Genomic DNA, 26642 nt, shown 5'->3' with positions numbered 1-26642 from the left:
TCAGTCCTCCAGAACCCAGGTGTCTTTGGTCCCGCCGCCCTGACTTGAGTTCACGACGAGCGACCCTTTCTTCAGCGCCACGCGTGTCAAACCGCCGGGCGTGATATTAACCCCATCTGGAGACACCAAAACAAAGGGGCGCAGATCAACGTGCCTGGGTGCGAGCCCCGAGCGCGCGAAAATTGGAACCGTTGAAAGCGACAGAGTCGGCTGAGCTATATAGTTCCCGGGTCTCTTCTTCAGCTTTTCACGGAAAGCTGAAATCTCTTTCTTGCTGGCCGTAGGGCCAATCAACATACCGTAACCGCCAGACCCATGTACTTCCTTGACCACGAGGTCGGAAAGGTTGTCCAGCACATAGGATAGGGACTCTGGATCGCTGCAACGCCAGGTGGGTACATTTTGAAGCAGGGGTTTTTCGCCCGTGTAGAATTCAACGATTTCAGGCATGTAGGAGTAGATTGCCTTATCATCCGCGATACCTGTGCCCGGAGCATTCGCAATAGTGATGCCCCCCGCGCGGTAGACATCTAGGATGCCGGGAACGCCCAGCGCGCTATCAGGGTTGAAATTCAGCGGATCTAAGAAATCGTCATCGACCCGTCGATACAGAACGTCGATAGGCTTGTAGCCCCGGGTGGTACGCATGCAGACGCGGCCATCTACAACCCTCAGATCGTGTCCTTCGACCAACTCCACTGCCATCTGGTCCGCAAGAAACGCGTGTTCGTAATAGGCTGAGTTGTAGATACCGGGGGTCAAAACCGCGACCGTGGGCTCTCCCTCTGCACAGGCCGGTGCGCAGGCTGCAAGAGACCGCCTCAAATTTCGCGGGTAGTCGGAAACATTTCGTACATTTGTGGCGCTGAAGAGCTCGGGGAACATCTTTAGCATCGTTTCCCGGTTCTCCAGCATATAGCTGACGCCGGATGGGGTGCGCGCGTTGTCTTCAAGCACAAAGAACTCATCTGGTCCGGTTCGCACCAAGTCAACGCCCACGATATGCGTATAAACCTGACCGGGCGGTGAGACGCCAAGCATTTGCGGCAGGAACGCTTCGTTTCCAGCAATCATCTCGGCCGGTACACGTCCCGCCCTAACGATTTCTTGGCGGTGGTAGATGTCGTGAAGAAAGGCATTTATTGCCCGCACCCTTTGTTCGATACCGCGTTCCAGCCGCTGCCACTCTCGCGCGGAAATGACGCGCGGCACGATATCAAACGGTATCAACCGTTCCTCTGCTTCGGCTTTGCCATAAACGTTAAAGGTAATACCCGTCAGCCTAAAGACTTCCTCAGCCTCGCGCTGCTTGGCTCTTAGCCGTGATACATCTTCCGCATCAAACCAACGACCGATCTCTTCGTATGGACCTCTGAGCGATCCATCGCTGTTGAACATTTCATCAAAATACTCACTCATGCGAGAAGTTTGACGATCAATTCGGGGTTTTCAAGTCATTCGGTCCTTTTTGCTAAGCACTTCTGGAAGAAACGCCTATTTTTCAAGCGAGTTGGTGCATCCACCAATTTGAACAACGCCGCTGGTTTTTTTGTTCGAATTCATGCGGCTTCGTTGCACAAATCGAGGAGAAGGCTTGCTCCCCCCTTTCCTCTGACAGACTTATCCTTCGGGCTCTGCGACGAATGCGAGACCCCTTGGGATCAAACACTTGATCGGCGAACATTTGTCTGGATTTCGATCTCGCGACTGATACCTTGCCCTCGCATCGGTTTTTAGCTGCACAACATATGTACGGATAATTTATTGGAGCGCGCCTTTGGTCATTCCTTTTCACGTTCGGGAAATGCTTCAACGCATAAAAACGCGATTTGACGCCGATCAGATACCCCAGCAGATGGCGCCGAGCGACGCGGAGTTTTCAACACTGCGCCCCTCCCGCAAGCCGACCAAAGAGATGCTCGAACGCTTTTGGGGCAAGTTGAAACCCACAGCCAGCGCTGAGGATCAAGCACAGATTGCAGATCTGGCGACCATCGAAAACGCCGAAATCTACGGGGCCAATATCGAGAACTTCGTTGGGACAGTTAAGCTGCCTGTCGGAGTTATTGGCCCCTTGCGCTTAAACGGGATGAACGCAAATGGCGATTTCCATGTCCCCCTCGCGACCACCGAGGCCGCGCTGGTCGCGTCTTACGCCCGGGGCGCTTACGCCGCCACCCGGTCGGGCGGTGTCAGCACTGCCGTTCTGTACGAAGGTGTGCTCCGAACACCAGCCTTTGTATTTGAGAGCCTGCTAAAGGCTGGGCAATTCGTGGATTGGGTGGTGACAAATGTCGACATGCTTCAATCTGCGGCCGAAGCGACAACCCGTCATGGCAAGCTTGTCTCACTGGAGCCGTTCATCGACACCAACGTCGTTTTCCTGATTTGTCGGTATACCACAGGGGATGCTGCGGGTCAGAACATGGTGACCATCGCCACCGAAGCCTTGTGCCACGCCATCGCAGATAGCTGCCCTGTCGCGGTTGAAAACTGGTATGTCGAAGGTAATTTCTCGGGCGACAAAAAGGCCTCGGCTTTAGGGTTGGTGACGGGGCGCGGGCGGAAGGTCAGCGCTTCGGTCACGCTTCCTGCTGAGATTGTCGAGAAGACGCTGGGAACCACGGTCGAGGCGATGCTGGACTATGGCCGTGTCGCCAATCTGGGGGCGCATTTGTCGGGCCAATTCGGCGCGCAGGCACATTATGCCAACGGGCTGGCGGCGTTCTATATCGCAACCGGACAGGACGCGGCCTGCGTTGCCGAAAGCGCAATGGGCATCACGCGCATGGAACCTAGAGGCGACGATCTGTTCTGCTCGGTCACGCTTCCCAACATCCTTGTCGGCTCGGTCGGTGGCGGAACCGGTTTGCCAAGCCAAACAGCGGCGCTGAACATACTTGGCCTCAAAGGCGACGGATGTGGCACGGCTTTGGCTGAGGTGGCCGCAGCCACATGCCTGTGCGGCGAAATCTCGATCGTTGCCGCGATAGCTGCAGGCCATTTCACCCGCGCCCATGAAAGCCTGGCCCGCCACAGATGAGCATTCAGAACCGATTCTGGATTTACCAGTCCGAGCGATTTCCGCTGAAGAAAACCGTCCCTCTGCTGCTGATGTTTTCCTCGGCCAGCATCTGCGTGTCAGCCCGTCTGGCCGACCGCCCCTTGCCCGAATGGCCGGCCTTTGCCACCGGTTTTGTGCTGGCCATGGCGTTGTTCTTCCAGATGCGGGTCTGCGATGAGTTCAAGGACGCCGAGGATGACCGGCGGTACAGGCCCGACAGGCCAATCCCACGTGGATTGGTCTCGCCGGGCGAAATCCTGAGCCTAGGATTACTGACGATCCCGATGGCACTTGCTGCGGCCTGGTTCTGGCACCCTCCCGTTTGGTGGTTGTTGGGTGCGGTCTGGATCTGGCTCGCAGCAATGACGGTTGAATTCGGCGTTCCGGTTTGGCTGAAGGCCCGACCGGTTCTGTACCTGCTTAGCCATATGGCCATCATGCCCTTGATTGACCTGTTGCTGACCAGTCTCGAGTGGAAGCCAGCAGGTGGAGCAGCATCCTCACTATGGCTGTTCCTGGCACTGTCTTTTGTGAATGGCTGCGTCCTTGAGATCGGGCGCAAACTGTGGGCGCCGGAAAACGAAATCGCCGGGGTTGATACCTATTCCGGCCTTTGGGGGCCGCGTTTGGCGGGACGTATCTGGATCGTTTGCGTGCTGGTGTCCTACGCCCTACTTGTCGGCACAGGCAGCGGAACCGGAGTCGGCTGGCCAACCGCCCTGATCGGCGCGCTGGCACTTGTGCCCTGCGGAATTGCCGCCCTCCGCTACACTCAGACACCCACCGCAAAAGCCCAAAACAGGATGGACACAGTATCCGGCCTATGGGTGTTCTTCTGCTATGCTGCGGCTGGTTTTCTACCCTTCCTCATCGGAGCCGTTGCATGAGTTTCATCGTTTCCCAAACGGACGCCACCGATGTCTCGGATGTCGGAGGGAAAGCGGCGGCCCTTTCGCATCTTGCGCTGCACGGGTTTTCCCCACCAGCGTTCTTCGTCATCATCAACGATGCATTTCGCATGGGGCAATCAGGACCCATCGCGCAAAAGGGCCTGAAATCGGCTGTGACCGCCGCGCTTGAAACACTCGGACCCGGACCTTACGCGGTGCGGAGCTCTGGCAGGTCCGAAGATGGTGTGGACCACAGCCATGCGGGACAGTTCGAAACGGTCGTGAACGTTGCCGGCAAAGATGTGATCGCAGCGGCCAAGCAAGTCTGGCAATCCGGTTTCTCGGAAACAATCGAAGCCTACCGCGCGGTCAAATCCGGCGGTGAGGCCGAGGCCCCTGCGATCATTGTGCAATGCATGATCGATGCCAAAGCGGCCGGTGTCGCCTTTTCCGCCGATCCGGTCAGTGGTCGGCGCAATGTGGTCGTGATCTCGGCCATTGACGGGCTTGCGGAGCAGCTTGTGTCAGGCGAAGCGGACGGAGAAGACTGGGTCATTGGTTTGGATGGCACACCAGAAAACACTCTGGACACGCCCGCGCATTTGACCCTGCCCGAGGCACAATCCATTGCAGCCCTCGCCCGACAGGCCGAGGCGCTGTTCGGTTCCCCTCAGGACATCGAATGGGCGATCGATGCGCAAGGGCTGCATATTCTGCAGGCCCGACCGATCACCACGACCCTGCGCCCGGCGCCGCTTGCAGATCAGACTCTGACCGTTTTCGACAATTCCAATATCGTCGAAAGCTATCCGGGGATTGTCAGCCCGCTGACTTATTCCTTTGCCCTGCATGTGTATTCTCAGGTGTATCGCGCTTTCGTTAGGCTGTTGGGCGTGACCCGGCATACGGTTGCCCGAAACCCAACAGTGTTTGACAACTTACTCGGACGGGTGGACGGGCGCGCCTATTACAACCTGATCAACTGGTATCGCGTGCTGGCAATGCTGCCCGGGTTTTCGCTAAACCGCGACTACATGGAAACGATGATGGGCGTTTCTGAACCGATGCCACGTGAAGTTACGGATGCTCTTGCCCCGCCGCCCACCGTCGGCTGGCGCAAGCTTGTAGACTACGCGAAACTGTCAAAAGTTGCGGGCGGTCTGATATGGCAAGCCATCCGACTGCCACGGACCCGGCGTGATTTTTATCTTAGATTGAACGACATCTTGCAGGCGGAGCTGGATGTGGATGCCTCGAATGCGACCGAACTGGCCGCTGAGTATCGTCGCATTGAAAGCACCCTGCTGGATCGGTGGGATGCGCCGCTGATCAACGATTTCCTTTGCATGATTGCCTTTGGCGGCTCGCGCAACCTACTGCAAAAGTGGCTGGGCGAAGACGGGTTGACCCTGCACAATGACCTCATGATCGGGCAAGGCGATATCGTTTCAGCGGAACCCGCGCAACGCATTGCCCGGATGGGAGAACTGGTCCGGCAGGCAGGTCTTGCTGAGCCGATAAAAACCAATGCGCATCTGTCGGTTTTGTCCGGGCACCCCCAGATTGAAGCCGAGGTTGATGCCTATCTTGAGAAGTTCGGAGACCGGTGTACGGAGGAACTCAAACTGGAAAGCGTTCCGCTGCGCGACGACCCCACCAGCCTGCTGCTGGCGATTGCAGCCAGCGCCGAACGTCCCAAGACTGGGCGTCAGGAAGGTACTGAGCCGGACTGGAAGGCGCTGTTTCCGTCAAACCCCTTCAAACGGCAATTGGCCAAATGGATTTTGAGCTGGACCAAGGCGCGCGTGCGCGACCGGGAAAACCTGCGCTTTGAGCGCACGCGTATCTTCGGCTATGCCCGGCGTGTGTTTTTAGGCATCGGCCGGGAATTCGCTGCCCGTGATCTGCTTTCATCACCAAAGGATGTATTCTTCCTGACAACTCAAGAAGTTCTCGGAGCGGTTGAGGGCTACAGCTTATCACCCGACCTGAAAGGCATCGTTGCGCGGCGCAAACGCGAGGATGACGCCTCCTCCCGACGCCCCGACCCGCCCGAGCGTATCGAAATCCGTGGTCCCGCTATCGCACCGATCTGGTCCAAAGATGTGGAAGCCGAGGCAGATACGGCACGCGTGAAGCACGGCACGGGTTGTTCCGCAGGACAGATCAAAGCGCGCGCGCGTGTGATCCGTGACCCGCGCACCGAAGCCCTGAACCCCGGAGACATTCTGGTCGCCCGCCACACCGACCCAGGCTGGATTGCTGTATTCTCGAACGCCTCCGCCATCGTCGTTGAACGAGGGTCGCTGTTGTCTCATTCAGCCATCGTCGCGCGCGAATTGGGCATCCCTTGCGTGGTTGGCCTGAAAGGCGCCACGAACTGGATCGTAGATGGCGAGATGATCCGTGTAGACGGCGCAAGCGGCGCAGTGGAGCGATGCGATGGATAGCAGTGAAATCGAGGCAAAAGCGGATTTCGATCATATCCGCTATGCCCAACTGTGGGAGGACGCAGATGTCCTCACCTCAGCCTTGGGTGAGTGCGCGGGCAAGACCTTGGTGTCCATCTGCTCAGCCGGGGACAATGCGCTTGCGATGCTGACACTCGATCCTGCGCGCGTCGTGGTTCTGGACCTGTCACCGGCGCAGATTGCGTGCCTCAAGCTTCGGATCGCGGCTTATCAGGTGCTAACCCATCCCGAATTCATCGAACTCACAGGTTCGCGCGCAAGTACGCGACGGGGTGCCCTGCTGAACCGGGTTTTAGAGGCCACCGATGCTGAGACGCGCGCCTTCTGGCAGACGCTAACCCCGGAGGTTGAAAGACATGGTATCGGCGGTGTCGGCAAGTTCGAGCGCTATTTTCGCATCTTTCGAACCTGGCTGCTGCCGCTCGTCCATTCTCGCCGCACCATTGACGCAGTGTTCGTCCCCCGCTCGCCCAGAGAGCGCCAGACATTTTTTGACACGCGGTTCAATACGGTGCGATGGCGGCTTTTGCTGAACCTCTTCTTCTCGCGTTTCGTCATGGGGCGCATGGGTCGGGACAGTGCGTTCTTCGACCATGTCGAGGGCAGCCCCGCCCAACATGTCGCCCGGCGCATCCGTCATGCGGGGGGCACCACTGATCCCTCGCAAAACCCCTATTTGCACTGGATTCTCAAAGGCAATCACGGCGACGCGCTGCCGATGGCCTGGCGGCCCGAGCACTATGAGGCAATCCGATCCCGGTTGGATCGTCTGGACATCCGCCTTGGATCGCTCGAGGCTTTTGTATCAACCGGTGAGAAAGCCAACGGTTTCAACCTGTCCGACATCTTTGAATACATGTCCCCCGAGACCTTCCCTCAGGTCTACGGCTCTATCCTGACTGCCGCTGAGCCAAACGCCCGATTGGTCTATTGGAACATGATGGCACCCCGTCGGGTTCCGACTAAATACTTAAAACGCGTCACAACCTTGACCGACATCGAAACACAGCAGAAAGCCCGCGACATGGCATTCTTCTATTCCGATTTCGTCGTCGAAGAGGTTCAGCCGTGACTGTTCTTGGGCAGATCCTGTTGGCGGCGGGGTCCGTGGTCGCCTTGATCGGCGTCATGATGGTCATACGGCATCTGGCCAAAACGGCGGGGTTGAGTGCCGAAGTACAGCGCAAACTTATGCATGTCAGTACCGGCCTCTTTGCACTGCTTTTACCTTGGCTCTTTCCCGATCGTTGGCCGGTTTACATGCTGATTGCAGCCACAATACTGGTGATGCTGGTGCTCCGCCTTCCGCGCTTTTCATCGGGTCTGGGCGCGACTCTGCATGGGGTAGAGCGTACGTCCTACGGTGACTTTCTGCTCGCCTTGTCGGTCGGGCTTTGCTTCCTGTTGGCTGGGGAAAACACACTGTTCTACATCCTGCCAATCGCCGTTCTGACACTGGCGGATGCCGCCGCGGCGCTGGCCGGAACTACCTATGGAACCAAACGCTACGTGGTGGAGGATGGCGACAAGAGCTTGGAAGGCTCAGTCGTGTTTTTTGTCGTAACGCTGTTGGTCGCGATCATCTGCTTCTTGTTCATGTCGAGCCTCCCACCGTCCAACGTCATGATGTTGTGCCTCATGGTGGCGGGTTTTGGCACATTGGTCGAAGCGCAAAGTTGGCGCGGGTTTGATAACCTGTTCCTACCGCTTGGCTTGTTGATTTTTCTGAACGGCCACTACCACAGCTCTTTGGCAGAACTCGCCCTGTTGGCTGCTCTGTTCTTTGCTGCTCTTACCAGTTTCGGCGTGGTGGGAACCAAGCTGGGCCTGACCAAACATGCGACCCGTGTTTATGTTGTTGCGGTTTTTTTACTGCTGGCCGCCGCAAAATTGCAAAATACGGTGCTGCCGATCATAGTTCTTGCTGCGCATGGGTGGGCGCGCACCGCTTCTCCTTGTGACAGCAAGTTCCCCGATCTGGACATCATAGCCGCCTTGGGTCTTTTGGGATTTGGTTGGCTTGCAATGGGACATGCAACGGGATGGGATGCGATTTCCTTTTTTGGGCTAAGTGCTATGGGGCTGGCCATGGGGCATATTGCAGTCGCGCTGCGTTCCAGCCCAATCGCGATACCGCTTGCTGCCGCTGTTTTGTTCGCCGTACGGGCTTGGGTTGTTTCCCAGAATTCCGAACAGTCGAACTGGGCCGAGCCTCTGACGGCTTTGGCCCTGTTTTCACTCCTTTGCACAGCCGCAGTGCCGTTGGCCCGACCACAATGGTTCGAAAAAGACAGAGTGTTTAGACTCACGCTGTTGGCCCTCGCCCTGCCCTTGTTTTACTACGTTTGGATCCTTGCCGGATCACTTGGTGCAGGGGTCTTTGCCGGAGTTGGTGCATGACCAAAGAGACCATCAAAACAGCGGATGCAAAACTGACTGTCTATCTGAACGGCCCGAATTGGGACGGCGCATCGACCGCAACTTTCGGTGATTTTTCCTGCAAAACACCTGAGGCCGGTGCTGAGATTCTGCGCGAGGGGATAGAGCGGGTGCAAGATGCGGGCCTCAATCGCATTATTGGGCCTATGTCGGGCGATACGTGGCACAGCTACCGGTTTGTCTCGGACAGCGACGGGTCTGCTCCGTTTCTGATGGAGCCCAGAAACAAACCGCATGAGCCCGAGGCGTTCCGGTTAGCGGGGTTTGCAGAGATCAGTCGGTATTTCTCGGCCCGTGTAGCGCTGCAGGCCGCCGCTGCGACCGCACCGCCGGATAGCGGCAGCTTCGTGGTGGAGGCCTGGGACGGAACGGACCCCGAAGCCCTCTTTCGTCAGGTCTTTGAACTCTCAACCCGGGCGTTTTCAAACAACGCGTTCTACAAGCCGATATCTGAAGCGGATTTTCTGGCCATGTATTTGCCGGTGGTGCCGATGATGAAGCGCGACCTAATCCTATTTGCGCGCCGCAACGACGGAACACTGGCCGGGTTTTTGTTCGGCATTCCCAACTATGCCGAAGGCCCCAATCCGAAATCCGCCATCCTTAAGACCTACGCCAGTCTCGAACCGGGGGCAGGGCGGCATCTGGCCCACAGGTTTCACAATACGGCATTCAGCATGGGGTACGACACGGCAATTCATGCGCTGATCCATGATTACAACACCTCGGCTGACCGCAGCGCCGCCGAAGGCGCAACGATCTTCCGGCGCTATACCCTGCTTGGGCGCAAGCTGAATGGCTGATCTGTTGTCCCATTTCGCCGCTGCGGTTGAGCGGGCTCCAAACCAGACCGCAATTGTGGACGGCAAGGGGCGCGAGATCAGTTTTCAGGCCCTATACAAACGCGTACAGCAATTGGCGGGTCGGTGGCACGGCAAAGGCATCCACCCGGGGGATCGCGTGCTGTTGGCCATGCCGGTCAACGCGGACCTCTATGCCAGCCTGGCCGCCCTGTGGTCCCTTGGCGCCACCGTAGTCTTGCCGGAGCCAGCCATGGGGCTGGCCGGTCTGTGCCACGCCATTCGGACAACAAACCCAAAAGCGTTCTGTTCGGCGGGCCCGTATTCCTTGCTAAAGTTTCTGGTTCCCAGCCTTTGGACCCTTCCCTTGCTCACGCCCCGAGAAGGCCACATCACCCCGACAGTGCACAAGGTGCAACCGGATGATATCGCCCTGATCTCCTTCACCTCCGGCACAACAGGTCAGCCCAAAGCCATTCCCCGCTCACACGCGTTTCTGATGGCACAGCTCGATGCGATCGCACCCCTCCTCCACAGCAGCAATTCCGAGCGGGACCTGGTCGCCTTTCCGGTGTTCACCCTGATCAATCTGGCGGCCGGGCGCACAAGTGTTTTACCTAATTGGAAGCTCAGCAAACTGGACCGCCTATCACCCACGCAGTTGGAACGGTGGATTCAAGCGCAGAACGTCACCCGCGCCCTGATACCGCCATCACTGTGCGAAAAGCTGGTTCGATCCGAGGACACAGGGCCGTTGCATACGGTGTTCACCGGCGGTGGCCCGGTGTTTCCAAACCTGGTGGAGACATTGAGAAGCCGGCACAGGCTATCGGTTATGTGCGTCTACGGCTCGACCGAGGCTGAACCAATCGCGCATCTTGATGCCATCGACATCTCGGAGCAGGATTACCGCGACATGGCTTCTGGAAGGGGGCTGCTCGTGGGCTATCCGGTCTCTGACATCACGCTCCGCATTTGCGACAACGAGATTCAGGTCGCCGGCGCACATGTGAATGAAGGGTATTTGGACCCAAATCACTCACAGCAAAACAAAGTCAAGGAGGGTGACATTGTTTGGCACCGGACTGGTGACGCGGGCACGCTGGATGATGACGGACGTTTGTGGCTTTGGGGGCGTATCGGGTCCGAAATTGAAGTCGCTTCAGGTACGCTTTTCCCCTTTGCCATCGAAGTCGCGGCCCAGCAATGGCCGGGTGTGGATCGATGCGCTTTTGTCACAACGAAAGTAGGCCCCACACTCTGCGTCCAAGGAACACAAAAGTACCTCGAGGATTGGAAGCGTTCTGCGCGTGGGTTTGGCGTTCCCAATGTGGTGTCGATTGAGAGCATCCCTATGGACAAGCGCCATGCCTCCAAAGTCGATCGCGCGAGACTTGAAACCCATATTTCCCATATGATGGAGTGATTTAGCTTCACCGTCCTTGCTTTTCGTCAAATATTGTAGCATGTTGAGCCGCTTTGGAGGCTGCGATGTGGGATCTGCATGTTGGAGCGGTTTTAGTGGGTGATTATCAGCTCGATTTTGATAACCGCGTTTGTCTTGAATTCCACGGCTCCAGAATCAGTTCCGATGGCGGTTTGTTTCTGTTTCTGGAGCTGGATAAGACTTTGGGTCTGCATGATTTGGCGGGGCAGATGTTGCGAGATACCCGAACCGACAAGAAAGGGTTTCATGTTTTTGTAGCTCTGTTTTGCCAGTCTACCTTCGGGCGTCTTGCGGGAAACCCTGATGTCGACGATGCAAACCTGCCGGCCCGTGATCCGGTGAAGCGCTAGATCGTTGGAGGGCGCGCGGTCGATGGCCTAGCGGCCTAAACTAGTCAATAGGCGCGTTTTGAGACGGGCATTCTTGCTTCGGCTCACGATTTGTCCGCCATAGCAGACCTCCTCGGCCTGAGGACTAAAGCAATGAACGATGTGCAACAGCCCAAGTGGATCTTACCGGATATGGACAGTTCCGAGAGCCCCGTTCATGGGGATCAGGAGTGGGCTGATTGGAACGGTCACTTTGGCTGCAAGTGCTGTTAGGTGAATATCTGAAAATGGTCGAAGAGAGCGTAGGAATCCATCGAAATGGCAAAGGCTCTTTCCTCAAAAGGCAAAGAATGAATCGCGTGACCTACATTTTAATTTTTTTGATCTCAAGTTAACCCGAACATTAAGAGAAACTGTTCCGAATGGTTTCATAGAGTCCGCACGAAGTCGGTTGTCTAAATATTTTTGTTTTCAATACAGTAAGGCGCTGTATCTTGAGGCTAACGGACCAGCGTTAGCACCCGGGAGATTTCACAATGGAATTGATTACAGAACAGCTTCGCGCCTTCCCGATCATGGCATTGTTTCTTTGTCTGGGTCTTGGATACGGCGTCGGAAAGTTTCGGGTCGGCAAGTTCGAATTGGGGGGCATCGCTGGCACTTTGTTGGTGGCCGTCTTCATTGGCCAGATCGGTGGGATCAACCTTAGTACCGATGTTCAGAATGTATTCTTTTCCCTCTTTATATTCATGGTCGGTTACAATGGGGGGCCTCAGTTTTTTGCGGCCTTGAACCGAACTGCGCTGACCAAGCTACTGGCCGCGTTTATGATGACCCTCTGGGGGTTGTTTTTTGTTATTGTTGTTGCTCGGCTGGCGGGCTTGGACAAAGGGCTGGCCGCGGGGTTGGCCGCTGGTGGCCTGACACAATCTGCAATCATTGGCACCGCTGGGAACGCCATCGATCTGCTTGGGCTCGCCGCTGATGAGGCGGAAAAACTGAAAACCAACATCGCCGTAGGATACTCGGTTACTTACATCTTCGGCTCAATAGGCCCGATATTGGCAGTTAGCATCATTCCCATCATCATGCGTGTCGATCTGCGGCAAGAAGCGATTAAGTTGGCTCAGAAACTCGGCGGCGGTGGTCCCAAACTAGAGGAAGGTGAGTTCCTTCCCATGAATCGGTTTGACGCCCGCGCCTATCAAGTAAATGCCGATGCAAGCATTGCCGGAAAGTCCGTCAAGGACATCGAAAGCGGCTATGATGGCGATCTGATCGTAGAACGATTGCTCCACAATGGCGCTCCTGTAGATCCGACCCCCGAAACGATAGTCAATGCCGGAGACACGGTGGTCGTCTCCGGCCTCGTCGCGACTTTGACCCAGTTCGAGGGGAGCGCCAGTGGCGAAATCGGAGAGTATCCTCCTGAACTGACTGTTGTGGAGGAACGTCGCAACGTCGTGGTCACCAACCGCAAACTGACCGGTAAAACCTTGGCAGAACTGCGCGAAGCTCTGACGGCAGATCAAAGGCGCGGTGTTCATGTCTCAAAGATCACTCGCATGGGCCATGATGTCCCAGTCCTGCACAATACTGAGATCCACGCAGGTGACGAGATCAGTATTGTCGGTCACAAGGACGACTTGAACCGAGTTGCCAAAGTTGCGGGCTATGTACCGCCTTCGGCCTCGGTCACCAATTTCATTGCATTGGGGATCGGCGTGGCCATCGGCTATCTGATCGGAGAGATCAGTTTTGTCATCGCAGGAACGAAGGTGGCATTGGGGTCTGGCCTCGGTTGCCTGGTTACAGGATTGATCATCGGCTATTTGCGCATCCGGCAGCCCAAGATCGGCGGTATTAATCGTGGAGCTGCTAATTTCCTTCAGAGTTTCGGGTTGGCTGTGTTTGTTGGTGTCGTTGGCCTCAACGCAGGCAAACCTGCATTAGAGGCAATTCAGGAATATGGGATCATACTTCTGCTTTTGGGTGTTGTGGTTACATTGATGCCCATGATCGTGCAGTTCCCGATCAACTACTTCGCCCTGCGTATCAAGAACCCGGTTGAGGCCTGTGCGGTTGTGACCGGATCACGCTCGGGCAATCCCGGTTTTGCGACACTCTTGGAAAAAGCCGGGAACTCGACACCCACGCCCGCCTTCACCATGACCTATGCCGTGGCCAATATCTTCCTGACACTCTGGGGACCGTTGGTTGTGGCTTTTGTGCCGTAATTCAGGTCGGAAGCGGGCGCGACAACCGGGATCCTAGCTCGGAAGGTCGAGATCAGCATGTGTGTCAGTCATCATGCTGATCCGTTGCTCTACGCTGTTACTGGATCTTAACCGTGCAAAGGCAGTCCTTTCGAGGCACGATAGGCCTGTACGTAGCCAGTGGCCACTGCGCGCACCGCTCTTCCGATCTGGCGGTAAGCACTATCATCCAAATTGGCGAACGATACCCGCGCCGACCAGTTGGGCGCGTCAAAGCCCGATCCATTGAGCAGCACGATCCCGTGGTCCTGCGCCAGTTTGAAGGAAATATCCAGCGGGTGAACGTTCTCCTTTATCCACTCGACCACCTCTTCGCCCACGTATTTGCGAAGCCAGAACTCAAAGTCGATAATACCGTAGTATTTGTCGAACAGCGGGTTGTCGGGAACCTCTATACCCATCCCGTCGACCAACTCGTCAAAGCGATGTTTCAGAATACCCCAGCAGAATTTCTGATAGGCCTTCTCTTCGTCCATAAGCTCGACCAGTGAAAACAAGGTCATCATCACCTGTTGTGGCAGCGACAGACCCGCAGTGTGGTTCAGCGCAACATCGCGGCTGTCGGCGACGATCCGGTCGATGAACTTGAACGAGGATGGGTCAGGCGTCAGCGTTTCGTAGCGCGCGTTGACGACGGTTTTGGTTTCGTCCGGAGCATCCGCAATCATCTTGTCGAAGATGTTATTCTCAGCCACTAAAATCGCGCCTAAACGCCACCCTGTGCAACCAAAATACTTGGAGTAGGAATAAACCCCGATGGTGTTCTCAGGTAGATGCCCCAAGATCGATTGAAAGTTTGGAACGAAGGTCCCGTAAACATCGTCAGTCAAAATGATCAGGTCGGGGCGGCGGGTCTTTACGAACTCGACAAGCCGAGCTGAGACCTCGGGGCTGATAGCGACTGAAGACGGATTGCCCGGGTTAACCAGAAAGAGTGCTTTGACTTTCGGGTCCGACAGAATTTCGAAATCTTCGTCGTTCAGTTGGAAGTGGTCCTCTTCTTTCGAAGATACATCCACAGTGTTCAGCCCATAATCTTCAAGGACCGGCATCTCCAGATAGGGTGTGAAAATCGGAGTACCCAACGCAATCGTGTCACCGGCATTCAGCAATCTCTGGTTCTTGAGCGCTTTGAAGATATAACACATCGCTGCGGTTCCACCCTCGACCGCGTAGATATCGAACTTCGCATCCGGTCGGTGCCCAGCGCACATAGCCCACATAACGTATTCATGCACAATCGCTTCGTTGTGCTCCATGCAACGGTCGGGCATCGGGTAATGGTCACCGACAATGCCATCGGTCAACTCAAGCACGAAATCGTCTGGCGTAAATCCAAATTTCTCAATCGCAAAATCAACGACCGCCACCAAAGTCTCCGCACCAGGAGGGCCGTTTCCTTCAACCGATTTGGCGCAATACTTTTTTAGCCGGTCATAGCAGCCTGGCCCTTGCGGCATCCCAGCCAGACCGACCTCCGGCTCATTCCGATGGCGCTGAGCTTCTGTCATGGCGAACTGCCCCAAAAGGAAAAATGCCTCACGCGCTTTGGTGGCGATCCAGTTTGGGTTCCCTCGACCGGCATTTAGATATGGCAAAGCCATCTGCCGCGCTTCTTTTTGCGCCAACTTGATAAGTTCATCTTTGATTTGGAAAGGACTTAGGTTTTCAAATTTATGCAGGTTGAGCGATTCTGGCATGACATCAAATCCTTGCGTTAAAATAGATGACGTAACTCAGCGGATCGCATGCAAGGCAACGTGTCAACGAAAACAACGCTAATTTAAGGGACCAGCGTACAGCCGAGGATTGCGTGTCGTCACTAGAAGCTTTGGATTTTACCTTTTTGCAAGGCCGTCAGAAGGATAGAAATTGTGCTGAGGCTCTGGGCTCGGAGTTGACATCTCGCAAAGATCTGTAACTTTCGCTTTTCCGCAGAAACCGTTTTTACTCGGGACCGGCAAGGCGATTGCTGGGAACGGAGGTAAAGTCCTTCAAATTGTGAGTTTGATATTGTCGGAACTTTGGGCTGGCGGCGAACGGCAGCTATACAGGCAGCGAATTCAGTATCTTTGGGTCGGGTGGCGATTGACGTAGCCTTCGTTTTGCTTGCTCTTGGAGCTTTTGGGGCTGAACATCGTGCCGTTGTTTGCGGGTGCGGGTATCTTAGGTCTGACCGAGCGCGCCAATAGTGGCGCAGACCAAAGTCGCATTCCAGGGAACGGTGTCTTTTAACACGGTCGTTCGATCCGCAGCGGCATTGCAACTGCAGGAAGGCTCGTGCTCGGTGCGTCCCGTCGAACTGAGCTACGCTTTGGGTCAGGACACTGAGACAAATCCGCTGTAGCGTGTCACGGACTCAATGATTTGATCTCTCTCAGATGACATCCGAGCGCCAATAGGGTTGGCCAAAGTAGATAGGTTTGGATTTCGACGTTCTCTCCAAAAGTCAGCAGGAGAACAGTGAGCAACAGCCCGAGCGGCAGCCTCCCGCGTTCCGACTTTATGGCGTCCAAGGTGACGATTGCGAAATGAACGAGGAAAGGGATGAGAAACGCGGCAAATCCGGTCAACCCTTTGACGAATAGCAACCCGTACCAGGTGTGATGGCTGCCGATCGGCATGTATTCGACAAGATGCGCTCCGGGCCTGATCGTGCCGTGCCCGAAAACCATTGCATCCGATTGCCAGCGCTCATACGCAATGCGCTGCAGCGTTTCGCGTACGCGGGTACTATCGGCGCGCGCGGATTTGAAGCTGTAGAGGGCTCGGTTGCCGAACTCGACAAAGGTGGCGCCCCAAACGGCTATGGCTGTGGTGGCAGTAGACAATAGCACCCATCCCAAGCTGCGGGCGACAAGTGGCAAGAGGCGGGGTGACAGCGAGCAGACCACCAATCCGACCAAGCCCATGCGGGACTTCGACATCAGGATCATCAAAACTCCGGCGGCCAAGCCGATGAACTTCCAGCTGCGGTGCTTTTCTTCGAGGGCAAACAGGACCATGCAGACACCCAGCAAAGCTGCGAATGGAGACCAAGGCGCAAAGAACTGCCAACGCGGCGTGCCGCTGGCCGGGTCGATTGTGTACAGGTAGACCGAAAAATACTCAGGCCCCGGGCCGCCAACTGCTTTCAACGGAGACGTAAACAGCAGATGAGGCAGACCGGCATAGGGAGCGACCATTAGCAACGGCAGAAGGCACAAGGTCCATAGGCCCAACACGCATTGTCCTCTGACCAGAATCTCACGCCGGATGGGCAAGACTGATCCGGCAAGGATAAACAACGGGATCAGTGCCCAACCCTTGGCCCAACCGATGCTCGATTTGATCGTTTTGGTGGTGCCGAGATTCCAATCCGCGTGGCCTGCCCAAAGTGAGACCAGCATCACTAGCATGCCAACGCTCCAGACCCAGACCAAGGTGGGGACGGCGCCGGTTGCGCGCATATCCGAACGGATCGCCGGGCCGAGGTAAAGTGACAACCCGGCCATCGCAGCCAACATCCAACCTAGCACCGGACCGACAACATAGAGCGCGCCAAGCCCGTAGAACGGCCAGGTCCAGTTCAGCGTGTACCGGACGATCTTTTCGGCCGGGGTTTGAGGGGCTACACGCGTCAAACTGTGGCCTCTCTCTGGTCTTTCAGCAGCTTTGAGATCAGCGGGTTCCTGACCCATGCCAGCACCAAACCCATCAGCAGCATAAAGCTTGCGGCGATCCCGGCGGCAATCGAGATCTTCTTGTTCGGTGAAGACGGGTGGGTCGGAAGCGACGGGTTTTCCAACATTTGGATCAACGGGTAGGAGGCGTAGACATCGGTTTTTTTCGACTCGGACCGAGCGATGGCAGAGGCGAACACGGCTTCTGCCACTGCGAAATCTCTCTGCCGGTCCTCCAACTCAGCGGCGATGGGGGCGAGGTCTGACAAGCGCAGAGTTTCCAGACGAACTTGTGTGCGCAGCGTCGCGACATGTTCTTCCAATCCCGCACGCAAGGCATCCTCGCGCACCAACTCGCTGAGCAACTGCGCCCGTTGCCCTTCCGGCGCGCGATCCAGTCCACCGAGCTGCTCGGCCGTCAAGCCCGTCACCTGCGACGCGCGTTGTAACGCAACCGAACGCGCCCCTTCATAGTCGTTTTGGGCATTCACATAGATCGGATGGAGCGATCCATAGGTCGCGTCAGCTTGCGCCAGCTTTGCAGCCCCCACCGACACGTCCTTAAGCAACGATAGGTACTGCGCATCAGCATAGAGTTTCAGCGTTGCCGCCGCTGCATCAGAGGGCAGATCCAACGCGACTTGAAGCGCGCCGACACGTTCCGATTGGCGTGCCAGCTCGCCCTCCTGCGTTCGCAGTTCCTGCTTTGCACGGTCATTCGCGGCGACCTGCTCTTGGTATTGTGCGACTGATACTAGGCCGCTTTGCGACTGCAGCTGTTTGATTTCGGCCCGTGTGGCCTGAATTGCGCGCGTGTAGTCTTCGATCGCGCCCGTATTGCTGGCCTCACGGGTGGCAATTTCATCGGCGCGCAGGGCGTCAATTTCGGTGAAAAAAGCCGCCACTAGGGCGTCACCATATTGCTGAGCGTCAGCCGGAGAGGCCGCTTGAAGCTCGATATGGATCAGGCTGGTTTGATCGACCAGTTGAACCCGCGGCTTGCCAAATGCATCTCGGTCAGCCTCTACCGCCTTGGCTGCCGCATCAAGGATCCGATCGGCCGACAACAAACGTTTATACGTCTCGGTCGGGCTGATCGACCCGTTGGCAAAGGCAGAATTCGCATATGAGGATGCCTGACCGATATTGGCCAGATTGACCGATGCGGAAGCGCCAGATCCTGGCAGGATCAATGATGCGTGAGAGGTGTATTTGACAGGCGCGGTCGCCAAATAGCCACTGATGGGGCCCCAGATGCAACTCGCACCCAGAAGGAACAGTGCCATGTAACGGGGCAGGCGGCCTAGATCGCTGAGGCGCCCACCCTGTACGATGCGACGCCACCCCAGCGTTCTAAAATTGGATCGGGAAATGCGCACCCAATGCAGAAATTGCATGTCGTGCGTGGAATCAGAGGAGTTTGAAATCTGTTGCGGCATGGAAAAACCCTTTCTTACAAGGGTGATACAACGCATCTGATCGCTGATCATTCGCTCAGCAGGCTAGGGGCCGAGGGGATTGGGAGCGCCCCCTATCCCTTCGGATAGCGACGCTTAGAACAACCCCGCCTCGCGCGCGGCCAGGGCGGCTTGCGTTCGATTGCTGACACCAACTTTGCGGTACAAAGTCTTCATATGCAGTTTGATCGTCGGCTCAGACAGGTCCAGATCACGGGCGATTTCCTTGTTGGATTTGCCCTCAGTCAGCCCTTTGAGAACTTGCCGCTCTCGCTTTGTGAGTTTTTGAGCCATGGGGTGGGAGTCTTCCGGCTGCTCCGCGTTCATGAAACCCGCAGGAAGGTATTGCTCGCCCATCGCCATGAAGCGGATCGCATTGACCAGGGATTTGGCCGGTAGAGTCTTGGGGACGAAACCGGCCGCCCCAAGCTCCAACGCGCGTTGCGCCAGATCGCGCGAGGTGTCGCCGGTAAACAAGGCCACACGCTGGGCACCGTCCAAAGCGATGCAGGTTTCAAGTCCGGCCAACCCGTTCATGCCGGGCATGTTCAGGTCCAAAAGGACCAGATCAAAGGCTCCGTCGTTCTCGATCAGAGTCTTCGCGGCTGGGAAATCCGGCGCGGTCTCAACCTCGATCCCGCCCGCGGCATCTATGAAGGCAACGAGCGTGTCCAAAATAAGCTCATGGTCGTCAGCAATAAGAACTTTCATCTCAAATCTCCGTCTGCCCCCAACCACACCCAAATGCGTTAATAAATCATTGAACACATGGCATGAAGCCTGCCTGACGGACAGGTGAATATCCAATCGGATAGGTCAGCGGGCCGTTTCCACCACGCTATGTGCTGCGGGGTCGTTTGAATAGACCTATTCTCCGATCCCTCTCCGGATGCTCGCCTATCGGTTGCAGGATCACGTTGGCAGTCTGAAACCACAGATTGTCATCGTTGATCGGAGAGTTCCATGCAGTTCCTGTCAGTCCAAGATATGTACAAAGGCGCGCAGCCGACACCCACACCAAATCTGGAAGAGACCGAGATTTTGGGTTTGCCAGTTGTGAATGCCCAATCCGGGCAGGTGATCTCAAAACTGCTGGATGGAACCCGCCGGACGGTCTTTTTCCTAAATGCACATTGCGCAAACATACGGGCCCGTAACCATACCTATCGAGCAGCATTGGTCCGGGCAGATATGATCCTACCTGACGGGATTGGGGTAGAGGTCGCGGCAAAGTTGCAAGGCGTCCAGTTGGCCGAGAACCTGAACGGTACGGACTTTGTGCCCAAACTGCTGAAACGCGCGGCGCGTATTGGGCAGTCGGTCTACCTGTTGGGGGGACGTTCCGGAACAGCTCAGGCAGCGGCGGCCCGGTTGCGGCATATGATCCCCGATTTGGCCGTGGCTGGTACGCGCGATGGTTATGAAGGTGCCGCGCGGGTTGATGAGGCGATCGACGATATCAACCAGTCCGGCGCCGACATCCTGTTGGTCGCGATGGGTGTTCCGCTGCAGGAATTGTGGATTACGCAGAACCGCCACCGGCTAGACCCTCGCATCGCGCTAGGTGTGGGTGCTTTGTTTGACTTCCTGGCTGGCAACGTGCGCCGGGCACCGCGCATCGTTCGACGCGCCCGGATGGAGTGGGCATGGCGGTTAGCGATGGAGCCCCGTCGCATGGCCCGCAGATATCTATTGGGCAATTTCGAATTCCTTGGGCGTGCTGCGCACAATTCTGTTCCCAAGGTCTCAGCATGTCGCCTGCTGGACCTCACTTTGGCGGTGGTCGCGCTGTCTCTTCTGGCCCTGCCCATGGCCGCAATCGCCACATTGGTGCGATTGGACAGCCGCGGCCCCGCTTTTTTTCGGCAGACGCGGATCGGTCGAAACGGCGTGCCTTTCACGATGTACAAGTTCCGCTCGATGACGCAGGACGCAGAAGCGCGGCGTACGGACCTGCTCGCCCGTTCGGACCGTGAGGGCGTGTGCTTCAAAGCTAAAAATGATCCACGCATCACCCGTGTCGGGAAAGTTCTGCGCCGGTGCTCGCTGGATGAACTGCCGCAAATCTTCAACGTGCTGAAAGGGGATATGTCGTTGGTTGGCCCGCGCCCGGCTTTACCCGAAGAGGTTGCCGCCTATCCAGAACAAGCACTGGAGCGCCTTCAGGTGCGTCCCGGTATCACTGGCCTCTGGCAGGTTTCGGGCCGCGCGGGCATCGGCTTTGACCGCATGATCGAACTGGATACGGCCTATGTCCGCGCCCGCTCGCCCCTTCTGAACCTATTTCTCATCGCATTGACCGCACGTGCCGTCGTGTCGGGCAGAGGCGCTTACTGATCAATCCTAGGAGCATTGAAATGACCCGTATTCGCAAAGCTGTTTTCCCGGTCGCAGGTCTGGGCACAAGGTTTCTGCCGGCCACCAAATCGGTGACCAAGGAAATGCTGCCGTTGATCGACCGCCCCTTGATCCAATATGCAGTGGACGAGGCCCGCGCCGCCGGGATTGTTGAATTCATCTTTATCACGTCAACCGGCCAATCCGCGCTGGAGACGTATTTTGGGCGGAACCCGGGGCTGGAGCGCAAACTGAAGGATGGCGGCAAAACCACCCTGCTGAACCGTTTGCGCCGCACGAATCTTGAGGATGAGGCATACAGTTTTATCCAACAAGACAGCCCACGCGGACTGGGCCACGCAGTCTCTCTGGCACGTGACATTGTCGGTGATGAACCCTTCGCGGTGATCCTGCCGGATGATGTGATCCACGCGCAGCGCCCGGTCCTGGCGCAAATGGTCCAGAACTTTGAAGGCAGACACATGATCGCGACCGAAGAGGTTCCATCCGACCGGATCAGCGCCTATGGCGTGGTCAATATCGCGCATAGGGCTGGGCAGGTGCAGCATCTGAAAGGGTTGGTCGAAAAACCCTCCGCCGATGAGGCGCCGTCCGAGTTTGGCATCGTCGGGCGGTATCTGCTGCACCCCTCGATCTTCGATCAGTTAAACGGATTGGCACCCGGCGCGGGCAATGAAATACAACTGACTGATGCGATTGCGTCCGATATCGAAAAGATCGGATGCCACGGCTTCGCCTTTGAGGGAGAGCGCTTCGATTGCGGGTCGGTCGCTGGATATCTTGAGGCAACCACCGTCTTTGCATTGGAACGTGCAGAGCTGCGGGACGGGTTCAAATCCATGTTGCGTCAGCGCATGAACCTCCTGTCTGTCGCCGCATGAGACCGAGGCACCTATCCGTTCGGATAGGTGCGTATCCCCTTGCCCATCTGTCGCGACGGACCTCTTTCTGGTTTCTTAAGGCCAAAGAAATGGAGACTATTATGCGTCTGTTTTTTGCGATCCTCTCAGCTGTGTTCACATTTTGCCTGACGTCAGCGCAAGCCGAAGATTTGGCGACCCCGGCAGGTGAGGTTGTGCTGACCATTTCAGGCAACATCGCAAAGGCCGGACCCGACGGGGCAGCGCAGTTCGATATGGAAATGTTGCAGGCGCTACCGCAGCGCAGCTTTGAAACCTCGACGATCTGGACTGAAGGCGAGACCAGTTTTGTCGGCGTTCCCCTCTCTGTCTTGCTGGAACAGATCGGAGCAGAGGGCGCGACGATCCGAGCAACGGCGATAAATGACTACGCGGTTGAGATCCCAGTAGAGTCGATCTCAGCACAGGACCCGATTGTCGCCTATCAGATGGATGGGGAGGCGATGTCCCGCCGACAAAAAGGTCCGCTATGGATTGTTTATCCTTATGACAGTGACACCAAGTACCAGACCGAGGTGATTTACTCTCGCAGTATTTGGCAACTCGACAGGTTGGAAATCGTTAAATAGCATTGGGTTAAAATACGGCATGAAGTGGGCGATACGGGCCAGACATTGACAAGAAATTTCCAAAACCACTCGCGATGCCGATGGGCTTTCGGGCTCATCGGCATCGCCGTTCTTGGTGCCCTAGCTTTGGTCGTATTGCTGTCCGTCAAGGTGATATCCGACCTGCGCGACCGGCAGTCAGCCCGGACAGATAACGTGCAATGGACGCTTACGCAGGTCGAGGTCGAGTTTTTGTTCTACCTCAACGCGCTAGAGGCTGGTGTATTGGATGCAGAGGCAAGCACCGAAAACCTGGACCTTATCCGCCGCCGTTTCGATCTTTTTTTCAGCCGTATCGATATTCTGGACACCTCGCGTCTGTTTGAAACGCTGCGAAGTGACCCGAAATTCGCTGAACCTCTGAGCGACGTCTCTGCCTATCTGGAGGCCTCGGTGCCTACAATCGACGCTGGGGATACTGGGCTCATTGCGGGGCTGCCGGATCTCTATAACGGCGCGCAGGGGATCGCTCCAAAGGTGCGAGAGCTTTCGGTCTCGGCGATCTCGTACTTTGCAAGCCAGTCGGATCATCGCCGTGAGGAAACCGCGCTCAGCCTGTTTCAACTGGCCGTTTTGTCCGGTGGGTTATTTCTGACGCTGACTGCGGTCAGCGCCTACCTCTTGGTGGTCAACCGCAAAGCTGATCGGCGGGGGCAGGCGATTCAGCAGGCAAACCAACGCATGAATACAATCCTGTCGACCTCATTGGATGCCGTGATCGTGGTGAACGCCGCCGGCACAGTGCTGGAGTTCAACGCGGCTGCACAAGCGATTTTCGGGTATTCCGAGGCAGAGGCCAAAGGGCATTCGATCGGCGAATTGATTGTGCCTTCGCATCTACGCGCAGCCCATGATGAAGGCATGGAGCGGATGCAGAGCGGAGGCGACCGCCACGTCGTTGGCAAGGGTCGCGTCCAGCTTGAGGCGATGCGCAAGAATGGTGATGTCTTTCCCGTCGAACTCGCGTTGCAATCCGCCCAGGCCGGGGACGAGGAAATCGTAATCGGATTCGTCCGCGATATCTCACAAAGCGTTGCGGATCAGAAAGAGCTTGTCTCGGCCCGCGACCGCGCCCTTGCCGGGGAAAAGGCCAAGTCGGATTTTCTGACTGTTATGAGCCATGAAATCAGAACCCCGTTGAACGGGCTGCTGGGCAACATCACCCTTCTCAAGAATACACGCACGACCAAACAGCAGTCTCAGTTTGTCCGCAACATGGAGATATCAGGCCAGGTTCTGCAAAATCATGTGGATGCGGTGCTGGATATTGCTCGGTTCGAGGCCGGCAAGCTGTCAGTCGCGCACGAGCCAACCGACCTGAACGCGATGCTGCAGGACCTGGTGGATGGTCAAAGCGGCAATGCGGCCTCGCGCGGCAACTCAATCTCGTGGCAATGGGTAGGAGGTGCCTATCCGCATGTCGCGACTGATGCGCAAAGGTTGCGGCAAATTCTGTTGAACCTTGTCGGTAATGCAATCAAGTTTACCGAAAATGGCCGTGTGTCGATCGAGGTCGAAAGATGTGAACCGGCAGATCAGAGTAAGGCACATGTCTACGAAGTGCGTGTGATCGACACCGGGGTTGGCATCGCCGATGATGAGATCGACGCCATTTTTGATGACTTCTACACCAGCGATCCCTCTATCGGCCGCACGGTCGGAGGAACCGGGCTTGGCCTGGGAATTGCCCGCAGGTTCGCGCAGGCCATGGGGGGCGAGGTCGGGGCGGAAAGCACCTTGGGCGAAGGCAGTGTTTTCTGGCTGAGGGTGCCGTTGCAGCCGTCGGCGCGTGACCAACTGCTAGAAGCTGCTCAGATCAATACCAAGACCGTTCGCCCTCTGAACTTGTTGGTGGTCGAAGATAACGAGATCAATCTCGAGGTCATCTGCAACATGCTGGCGTTGGACGGTCACCGTGTAACTACGGCGGAGAACGGGAAGGATGGCGTCGACAAGGCCAGCAGTCAGAGGTTCGATGCGATCCTGATGGATATCAGCATGCCAGTGATGGATGGGCCAACCGCTGCGCGCCATATTCGTAGCGGTCAGGGACAGTCGACCGATGTGCCGATTATCGCTGTGTCGGCCAATGTCCTGCCAGATGCCGTTGAGACCTTTCGCGCCGCGGGTATGACAGCTTTCATTGGAAAACCGATTTCGCTGAATGCCCTGCGCAGGGCGCTTTCGGTGGTCACGCGCACCGACGGGCAGATTTCGGAGCATGCGCAGCAAGATCCGCTAGCAGAGTTGAAAGGCAGCCTCGGCCCTGAAGTCTTTGCCCGCCTGCATGCCAAGTTCATTGCCGAAGGGGATGAATTGGTTGAACAGCTAGAAACCGGGGCATTTGACCAGACAGACTTAAATCAAATCGCTCAGGCCTGTCACAAACTGGCTGGGAGTGCAGCAACCTTCGGCGTTGAAGAGTTTCGAGAGGCGTTAATTGCGGTAGAGACTGCGGTCAAAGAACGCAAAGACATCACTAACAAACTCGCTGCAGTTTCTACCGCTTGGGAGCGGGCGAAAGCATCGCCCGCTCGGGATTGAATTAGGGGGCTAGCAGTGCCGCTGCGCCGACGATGCCAACCGCGCGAGCGACTTCGGTCAGGCCAGTCACCTTGCTGTCGTAGCAGGCGATCGCATCACCTGGCAGAACATAGGGGTCATAGTCATCCCGATCCCCGCGTCGCAGCAACTTTTCGATATTGCGTTCAATTACGATCGAGTTCCCGGTCATCGGGTTTCGGGTGAACAGGACCGCGCTGCGATTGGCGTTGGTCGTCTTGGCCCCGCCGACGCAATTGGTATCGACTACGGCCTGCAGGTAGCGCGTGCCATAAGGAACTTCACGTACGTCGCGTCCGATGGCCGACTCTGCGTTACCTGTGGCAGGTTGCGTAAGGTTGGACATATAAAGCGTCACGCCGGGCGGGCTGATCGGGCTGGGACGCATCAGATCATCCTGGAAACACCCTCGGCTGTTGACCACGATCTGATCCCCGGTCAGCAGCATGATGTCGGTCGGGTCTGAGCCTTCGAACACGCCGCGTAGGTCCATCCGGTAGATCGTGCCTTGCCGGTGCAGCTCGACCGCTGACAGATCCGCATCCGGGCGCACCCCTCCGGCGGCGCGAATGGCGACAGACAAGTTGCGCGCCTCGGTCGAGGCCCCCAGCACACCCTGACGCCTTCGATCCAGCGCGTCGCCGGGAGTGCCTCCGATCTCGACCGAGTGGGGTTCGAACACTGCGCCTTTCACGCCGACAGTGACCGAGGCGAAATCGCGGATGCGCGCCGTGACACGCGGGGTGTTGTCGTAGAACTGCGCCGCCACCAGAACGCGGGCGACATCCCGCTCCACCTGCTCGGTCGTTCTGCCCTGCGCGCGCACCGGCGGCAGGTAGGGCAGCTTCAGATCGCCATCGCGGGACACAACATAGGTGTCGCTGAGAAGCTCATCACCGTCGATGGTGATCTGCACCATGTCATTGCGCGAAAGCTTTTCGCCCTGCAGAGCGCTAAGCACGGGCTGAGACCATTTGGCAAAGGCGCTTGCGCCCTGATCCCTGGTCTGAGGCATACAGGCGCGCCCATTCATATGTTCCGCTTGCAGCAAGGGTCCATTTGCCCGGCGCCGCGAGGGGGCACGGTACTGCGCCTGATAGCTGTCGCCTTTTGCGACGGGTTCGATGTTGCGCGGGGTCTTCATGCTGCTGCAACCCGACAGAGCAATCGCACTGACGGCTCCTAATACCAAAACTTTGAAATGTCGTGTCATTTTGAACTCTCCTGAACTGCATCCACAGCTACAGCAGTGTCTTGATGTGCGTCAGACCGGCATCGGGATTGCCGCTTATCCCATTCGGATAGGTCGCTCGCCGGATGGTTCTTCCTGCTGTCCGCCCGCGTTTGGGACAGGGATGT

General features: G+C 56.8%; 19 protein-coding genes. 13 read left to right on the top strand and 6 right to left on the bottom strand.

The features are described from left to right. On the bottom strand, positions 1 to 1419 hold the full coding sequence (locus tag ACP15L_RS07380) for a circularly permuted type 2 ATP-grasp protein (protein ID WP_170638005.1): 1419 nt from the start codon (positions 1417 to 1419) through the stop codon (positions 1 to 3). A gap of 436 nt (positions 1420 to 1855) precedes the next feature. On the opposite strand from ACP15L_RS07380, the gene ACP15L_RS07375 reads away from it, so the two are divergent. From ACP15L_RS07375 to aspT, 9 genes are all read left to right on the top strand, one after another. Then, the gene (locus ACP15L_RS07375; RefSeq protein WP_425083684.1) at positions 1856 to 3043 is read left to right on the top strand and encodes a hydroxymethylglutaryl-CoA reductase; all 1188 of its coding nucleotides are present in this window, start codon (positions 1856 to 1858) and stop codon (positions 3041 to 3043) included. Continuing rightward, positions 3040 to 3951, top strand: a complete 912-nt coding sequence (locus tag ACP15L_RS07370) for a UbiA family prenyltransferase (RefSeq protein WP_425083683.1) — start codon at positions 3040 to 3042, stop codon at positions 3949 to 3951. The genes ACP15L_RS07375 and ACP15L_RS07370 overlap by 4 nt, the downstream gene beginning before the upstream one ends. Further along, positions 3948 to 6404: a PEP/pyruvate-binding domain-containing protein gene (locus ACP15L_RS07365; RefSeq protein WP_425083682.1), complete on the top strand. Its 2457-nt coding sequence runs from the start codon at positions 3948 to 3950 to the stop codon at positions 6402 to 6404. Before ACP15L_RS07370 ends, ACP15L_RS07365 begins: the two co-directional genes overlap by 4 nt. Continuing rightward, positions 6397 to 7497 carry a DUF3419 family protein gene (locus tag ACP15L_RS07360; RefSeq protein ID WP_425083681.1) on the top strand — a complete coding sequence of 367 codons (1101 nt, stop codon included), beginning with the start codon at positions 6397 to 6399 and terminating at the stop codon, positions 7495 to 7497. The genes ACP15L_RS07365 and ACP15L_RS07360 overlap by 8 nt, the downstream gene beginning before the upstream one ends. After that, positions 7494 to 8825 (top strand): hypothetical protein, encoded by a 1332-nt coding sequence (locus ACP15L_RS07355; RefSeq protein ID WP_425083680.1) that lies wholly within the window; start codon positions 7494 to 7496, stop codon positions 8823 to 8825. Before ACP15L_RS07360 ends, ACP15L_RS07355 begins: the two co-directional genes overlap by 4 nt. Then, complete coding sequence (locus tag ACP15L_RS07350; RefSeq protein ID WP_425083679.1) at positions 8822 to 9667, top strand: hypothetical protein; 846 nt, start codon at positions 8822 to 8824, stop codon at positions 9665 to 9667. Before ACP15L_RS07355 ends, ACP15L_RS07350 begins: the two co-directional genes overlap by 4 nt. Next, entirely contained in the window at positions 9660 to 11090 is a 1431-nt protein-coding gene (locus ACP15L_RS07345) for an AMP-binding protein (RefSeq protein ID WP_425083678.1), read from the top strand. The genes ACP15L_RS07350 and ACP15L_RS07345 overlap by 8 nt, the downstream gene beginning before the upstream one ends. A 65-nt stretch (positions 11091 to 11155) precedes the next feature. Beyond that, positions 11156 to 11461 carry a transposase gene (locus ACP15L_RS07340; protein WP_425083677.1) on the top strand — a complete coding sequence of 102 codons (306 nt, stop codon included), beginning with the start codon at positions 11156 to 11158 and terminating at the stop codon, positions 11459 to 11461. A gap of 515 nt (positions 11462 to 11976) precedes the next feature. Next, the gene (gene aspT / locus ACP15L_RS07335; protein ID WP_425083676.1) at positions 11977 to 13677 is read left to right on the top strand and encodes an aspartate-alanine antiporter; all 1701 of its coding nucleotides are present in this window, start codon (positions 11977 to 11979) and stop codon (positions 13675 to 13677) included. 107 nt (positions 13678 to 13784) lie between these two features. Here the strand turns inward: aspT and ACP15L_RS07330 are convergent, their stop codons facing one another. From ACP15L_RS07330 to ACP15L_RS07315, 4 genes are all read right to left on the bottom strand, one after another. Continuing rightward, positions 13785 to 15416, bottom strand: coding sequence for a bifunctional aspartate transaminase/aspartate 4-decarboxylase (locus tag ACP15L_RS07330; protein WP_425083675.1), 1632 nt, complete (start codon positions 15414 to 15416; stop codon positions 13785 to 13787). 651 nt (positions 15417 to 16067) lie between these two features. After that, a complete protein-coding gene (locus tag ACP15L_RS07325; protein WP_425083674.1) occupies positions 16068 to 17339 on the bottom strand; it encodes an O-antigen ligase domain-containing protein in 1272 nt (423 codons plus the stop codon). Next, positions 17336 to 18817: a GumC family protein gene (locus ACP15L_RS07320; RefSeq protein WP_425083673.1), complete on the bottom strand. Its 1482-nt coding sequence runs from the start codon at positions 18815 to 18817 to the stop codon at positions 17336 to 17338. The genes ACP15L_RS07325 and ACP15L_RS07320 overlap by 4 nt, the downstream gene beginning before the upstream one ends. Before the next feature lie 114 nt (positions 18818 to 18931). Beyond that, entirely contained in the window at positions 18932 to 19546 is a 615-nt protein-coding gene (locus ACP15L_RS07315; RefSeq protein WP_425083672.1) for a LuxR C-terminal-related transcriptional regulator, read from the bottom strand. Positions 19547 to 19798: 252 nt separating this feature from the next. Between ACP15L_RS07315 and ACP15L_RS07310 the strand changes: the two genes are divergently transcribed. The 4 genes from ACP15L_RS07310 (at position 19799) to ACP15L_RS07295 (ending at position 25265) form a co-directional block, all read left to right on the top strand. After that, positions 19799 to 21172: a WecB/TagA/CpsF family glycosyltransferase gene (locus tag ACP15L_RS07310; protein WP_425083671.1), complete on the top strand. Its 1374-nt coding sequence runs from the start codon at positions 19799 to 19801 to the stop codon at positions 21170 to 21172. 20 nt (positions 21173 to 21192) lie between these two features. Continuing rightward, positions 21193 to 22074: a UTP--glucose-1-phosphate uridylyltransferase gene (locus ACP15L_RS07305; protein ID WP_425083670.1), complete on the top strand. Its 882-nt coding sequence runs from the start codon at positions 21193 to 21195 to the stop codon at positions 22072 to 22074. A gap of 101 nt (positions 22075 to 22175) precedes the next feature. Next, a complete protein-coding gene (locus tag ACP15L_RS07300) occupies positions 22176 to 22682 on the top strand; it encodes a molybdopterin-dependent oxidoreductase (protein ID WP_170663342.1) in 507 nt (168 codons plus the stop codon). 195 nt (positions 22683 to 22877) lie between these two features. Next, positions 22878 to 25265, top strand: coding sequence for an ATP-binding protein (locus ACP15L_RS07295; protein ID WP_425083669.1), 2388 nt, complete (start codon positions 22878 to 22880; stop codon positions 25263 to 25265). 1 nt (position 25266) lies between these two features. Here ACP15L_RS07295 and ACP15L_RS07290 read toward each other — a convergent pair whose 3' ends face one another. After that, positions 25267 to 26496, bottom strand: coding sequence for a polysaccharide biosynthesis/export family protein (locus tag ACP15L_RS07290; protein ID WP_425083668.1), 1230 nt, complete (start codon positions 26494 to 26496; stop codon positions 25267 to 25269). Positions 26497 to 26642: the final 146 nt, after the last annotated feature.

The organism is Ruegeria profundi, from assembly GCF_049800715.1.
GTDB classification, from domain to species: domain Bacteria; phylum Pseudomonadota; class Alphaproteobacteria; order Rhodobacterales; family Rhodobacteraceae; genus Ruegeria; species Ruegeria profundi_A.
The sequence above is the reverse complement of the archived record's forward strand: the minus strand, read 5'-3'. Positions and strand labels throughout refer to the sequence as shown.

Bases quoted from the DNA above. Each gene is read 5' to 3' on its own strand.
- ACP15L_RS07380 (WP_170638005.1), bottom strand. From the start codon at position 1,419: ATGAGTGAGTATTTTGATGAAATGTTCAACAGCGATGGATCGCTCAGA.
- ACP15L_RS07375 (WP_425083684.1), top strand. From the start codon at position 1,856: ATGGCGCCGAGCGACGCGGAGTTTTCAACACTGCGCCCCTCCCGCAAG.
- ACP15L_RS07370 (WP_425083683.1), top strand. From the start codon at position 3,040: ATGAGCATTCAGAACCGATTCTGGATTTACCAGTCCGAGCGATTTCCG.
- ACP15L_RS07365 (WP_425083682.1), top strand. From the start codon at position 3,948: ATGAGTTTCATCGTTTCCCAAACGGACGCCACCGATGTCTCGGATGTC.
- ACP15L_RS07360 (WP_425083681.1), top strand. From the start codon at position 6,397: ATGGATAGCAGTGAAATCGAGGCAAAAGCGGATTTCGATCATATCCGC.
- ACP15L_RS07350 (WP_425083679.1), top strand. From the start codon at position 8,822: ATGACCAAAGAGACCATCAAAACAGCGGATGCAAAACTGACTGTCTAT.
- ACP15L_RS07345 (WP_425083678.1), top strand. From the start codon at position 9,660: ATGGCTGATCTGTTGTCCCATTTCGCCGCTGCGGTTGAGCGGGCTCCA.
- ACP15L_RS07340 (WP_425083677.1), top strand. From the start codon at position 11,156: ATGTGGGATCTGCATGTTGGAGCGGTTTTAGTGGGTGATTATCAGCTC.
- aspT (WP_425083676.1), top strand. From the start codon at position 11,977: ATGGAATTGATTACAGAACAGCTTCGCGCCTTCCCGATCATGGCATTG.
- ACP15L_RS07330 (WP_425083675.1), bottom strand. From the start codon at position 15,416: ATGCCAGAATCGCTCAACCTGCATAAATTTGAAAACCTAAGTCCTTTC.
- ACP15L_RS07320 (WP_425083673.1), bottom strand. From the start codon at position 18,817: ATGCCGCAACAGATTTCAAACTCCTCTGATTCCACGCACGACATGCAA.
- ACP15L_RS07315 (WP_425083672.1), bottom strand. From the start codon at position 19,546: ATGAAAGTTCTTATTGCTGACGACCATGAGCTTATTTTGGACACGCTC.
- ACP15L_RS07310 (WP_425083671.1), top strand. From the start codon at position 19,799: ATGCAGTTCCTGTCAGTCCAAGATATGTACAAAGGCGCGCAGCCGACA.
- ACP15L_RS07305 (WP_425083670.1), top strand. From the start codon at position 21,193: ATGACCCGTATTCGCAAAGCTGTTTTCCCGGTCGCAGGTCTGGGCACA.
- ACP15L_RS07300 (WP_170663342.1), top strand. From the start codon at position 22,176: ATGCGTCTGTTTTTTGCGATCCTCTCAGCTGTGTTCACATTTTGCCTG.
- ACP15L_RS07290 (WP_425083668.1), bottom strand. From the start codon at position 26,496: ATGACACGACATTTCAAAGTTTTGGTATTAGGAGCCGTCAGTGCGATT.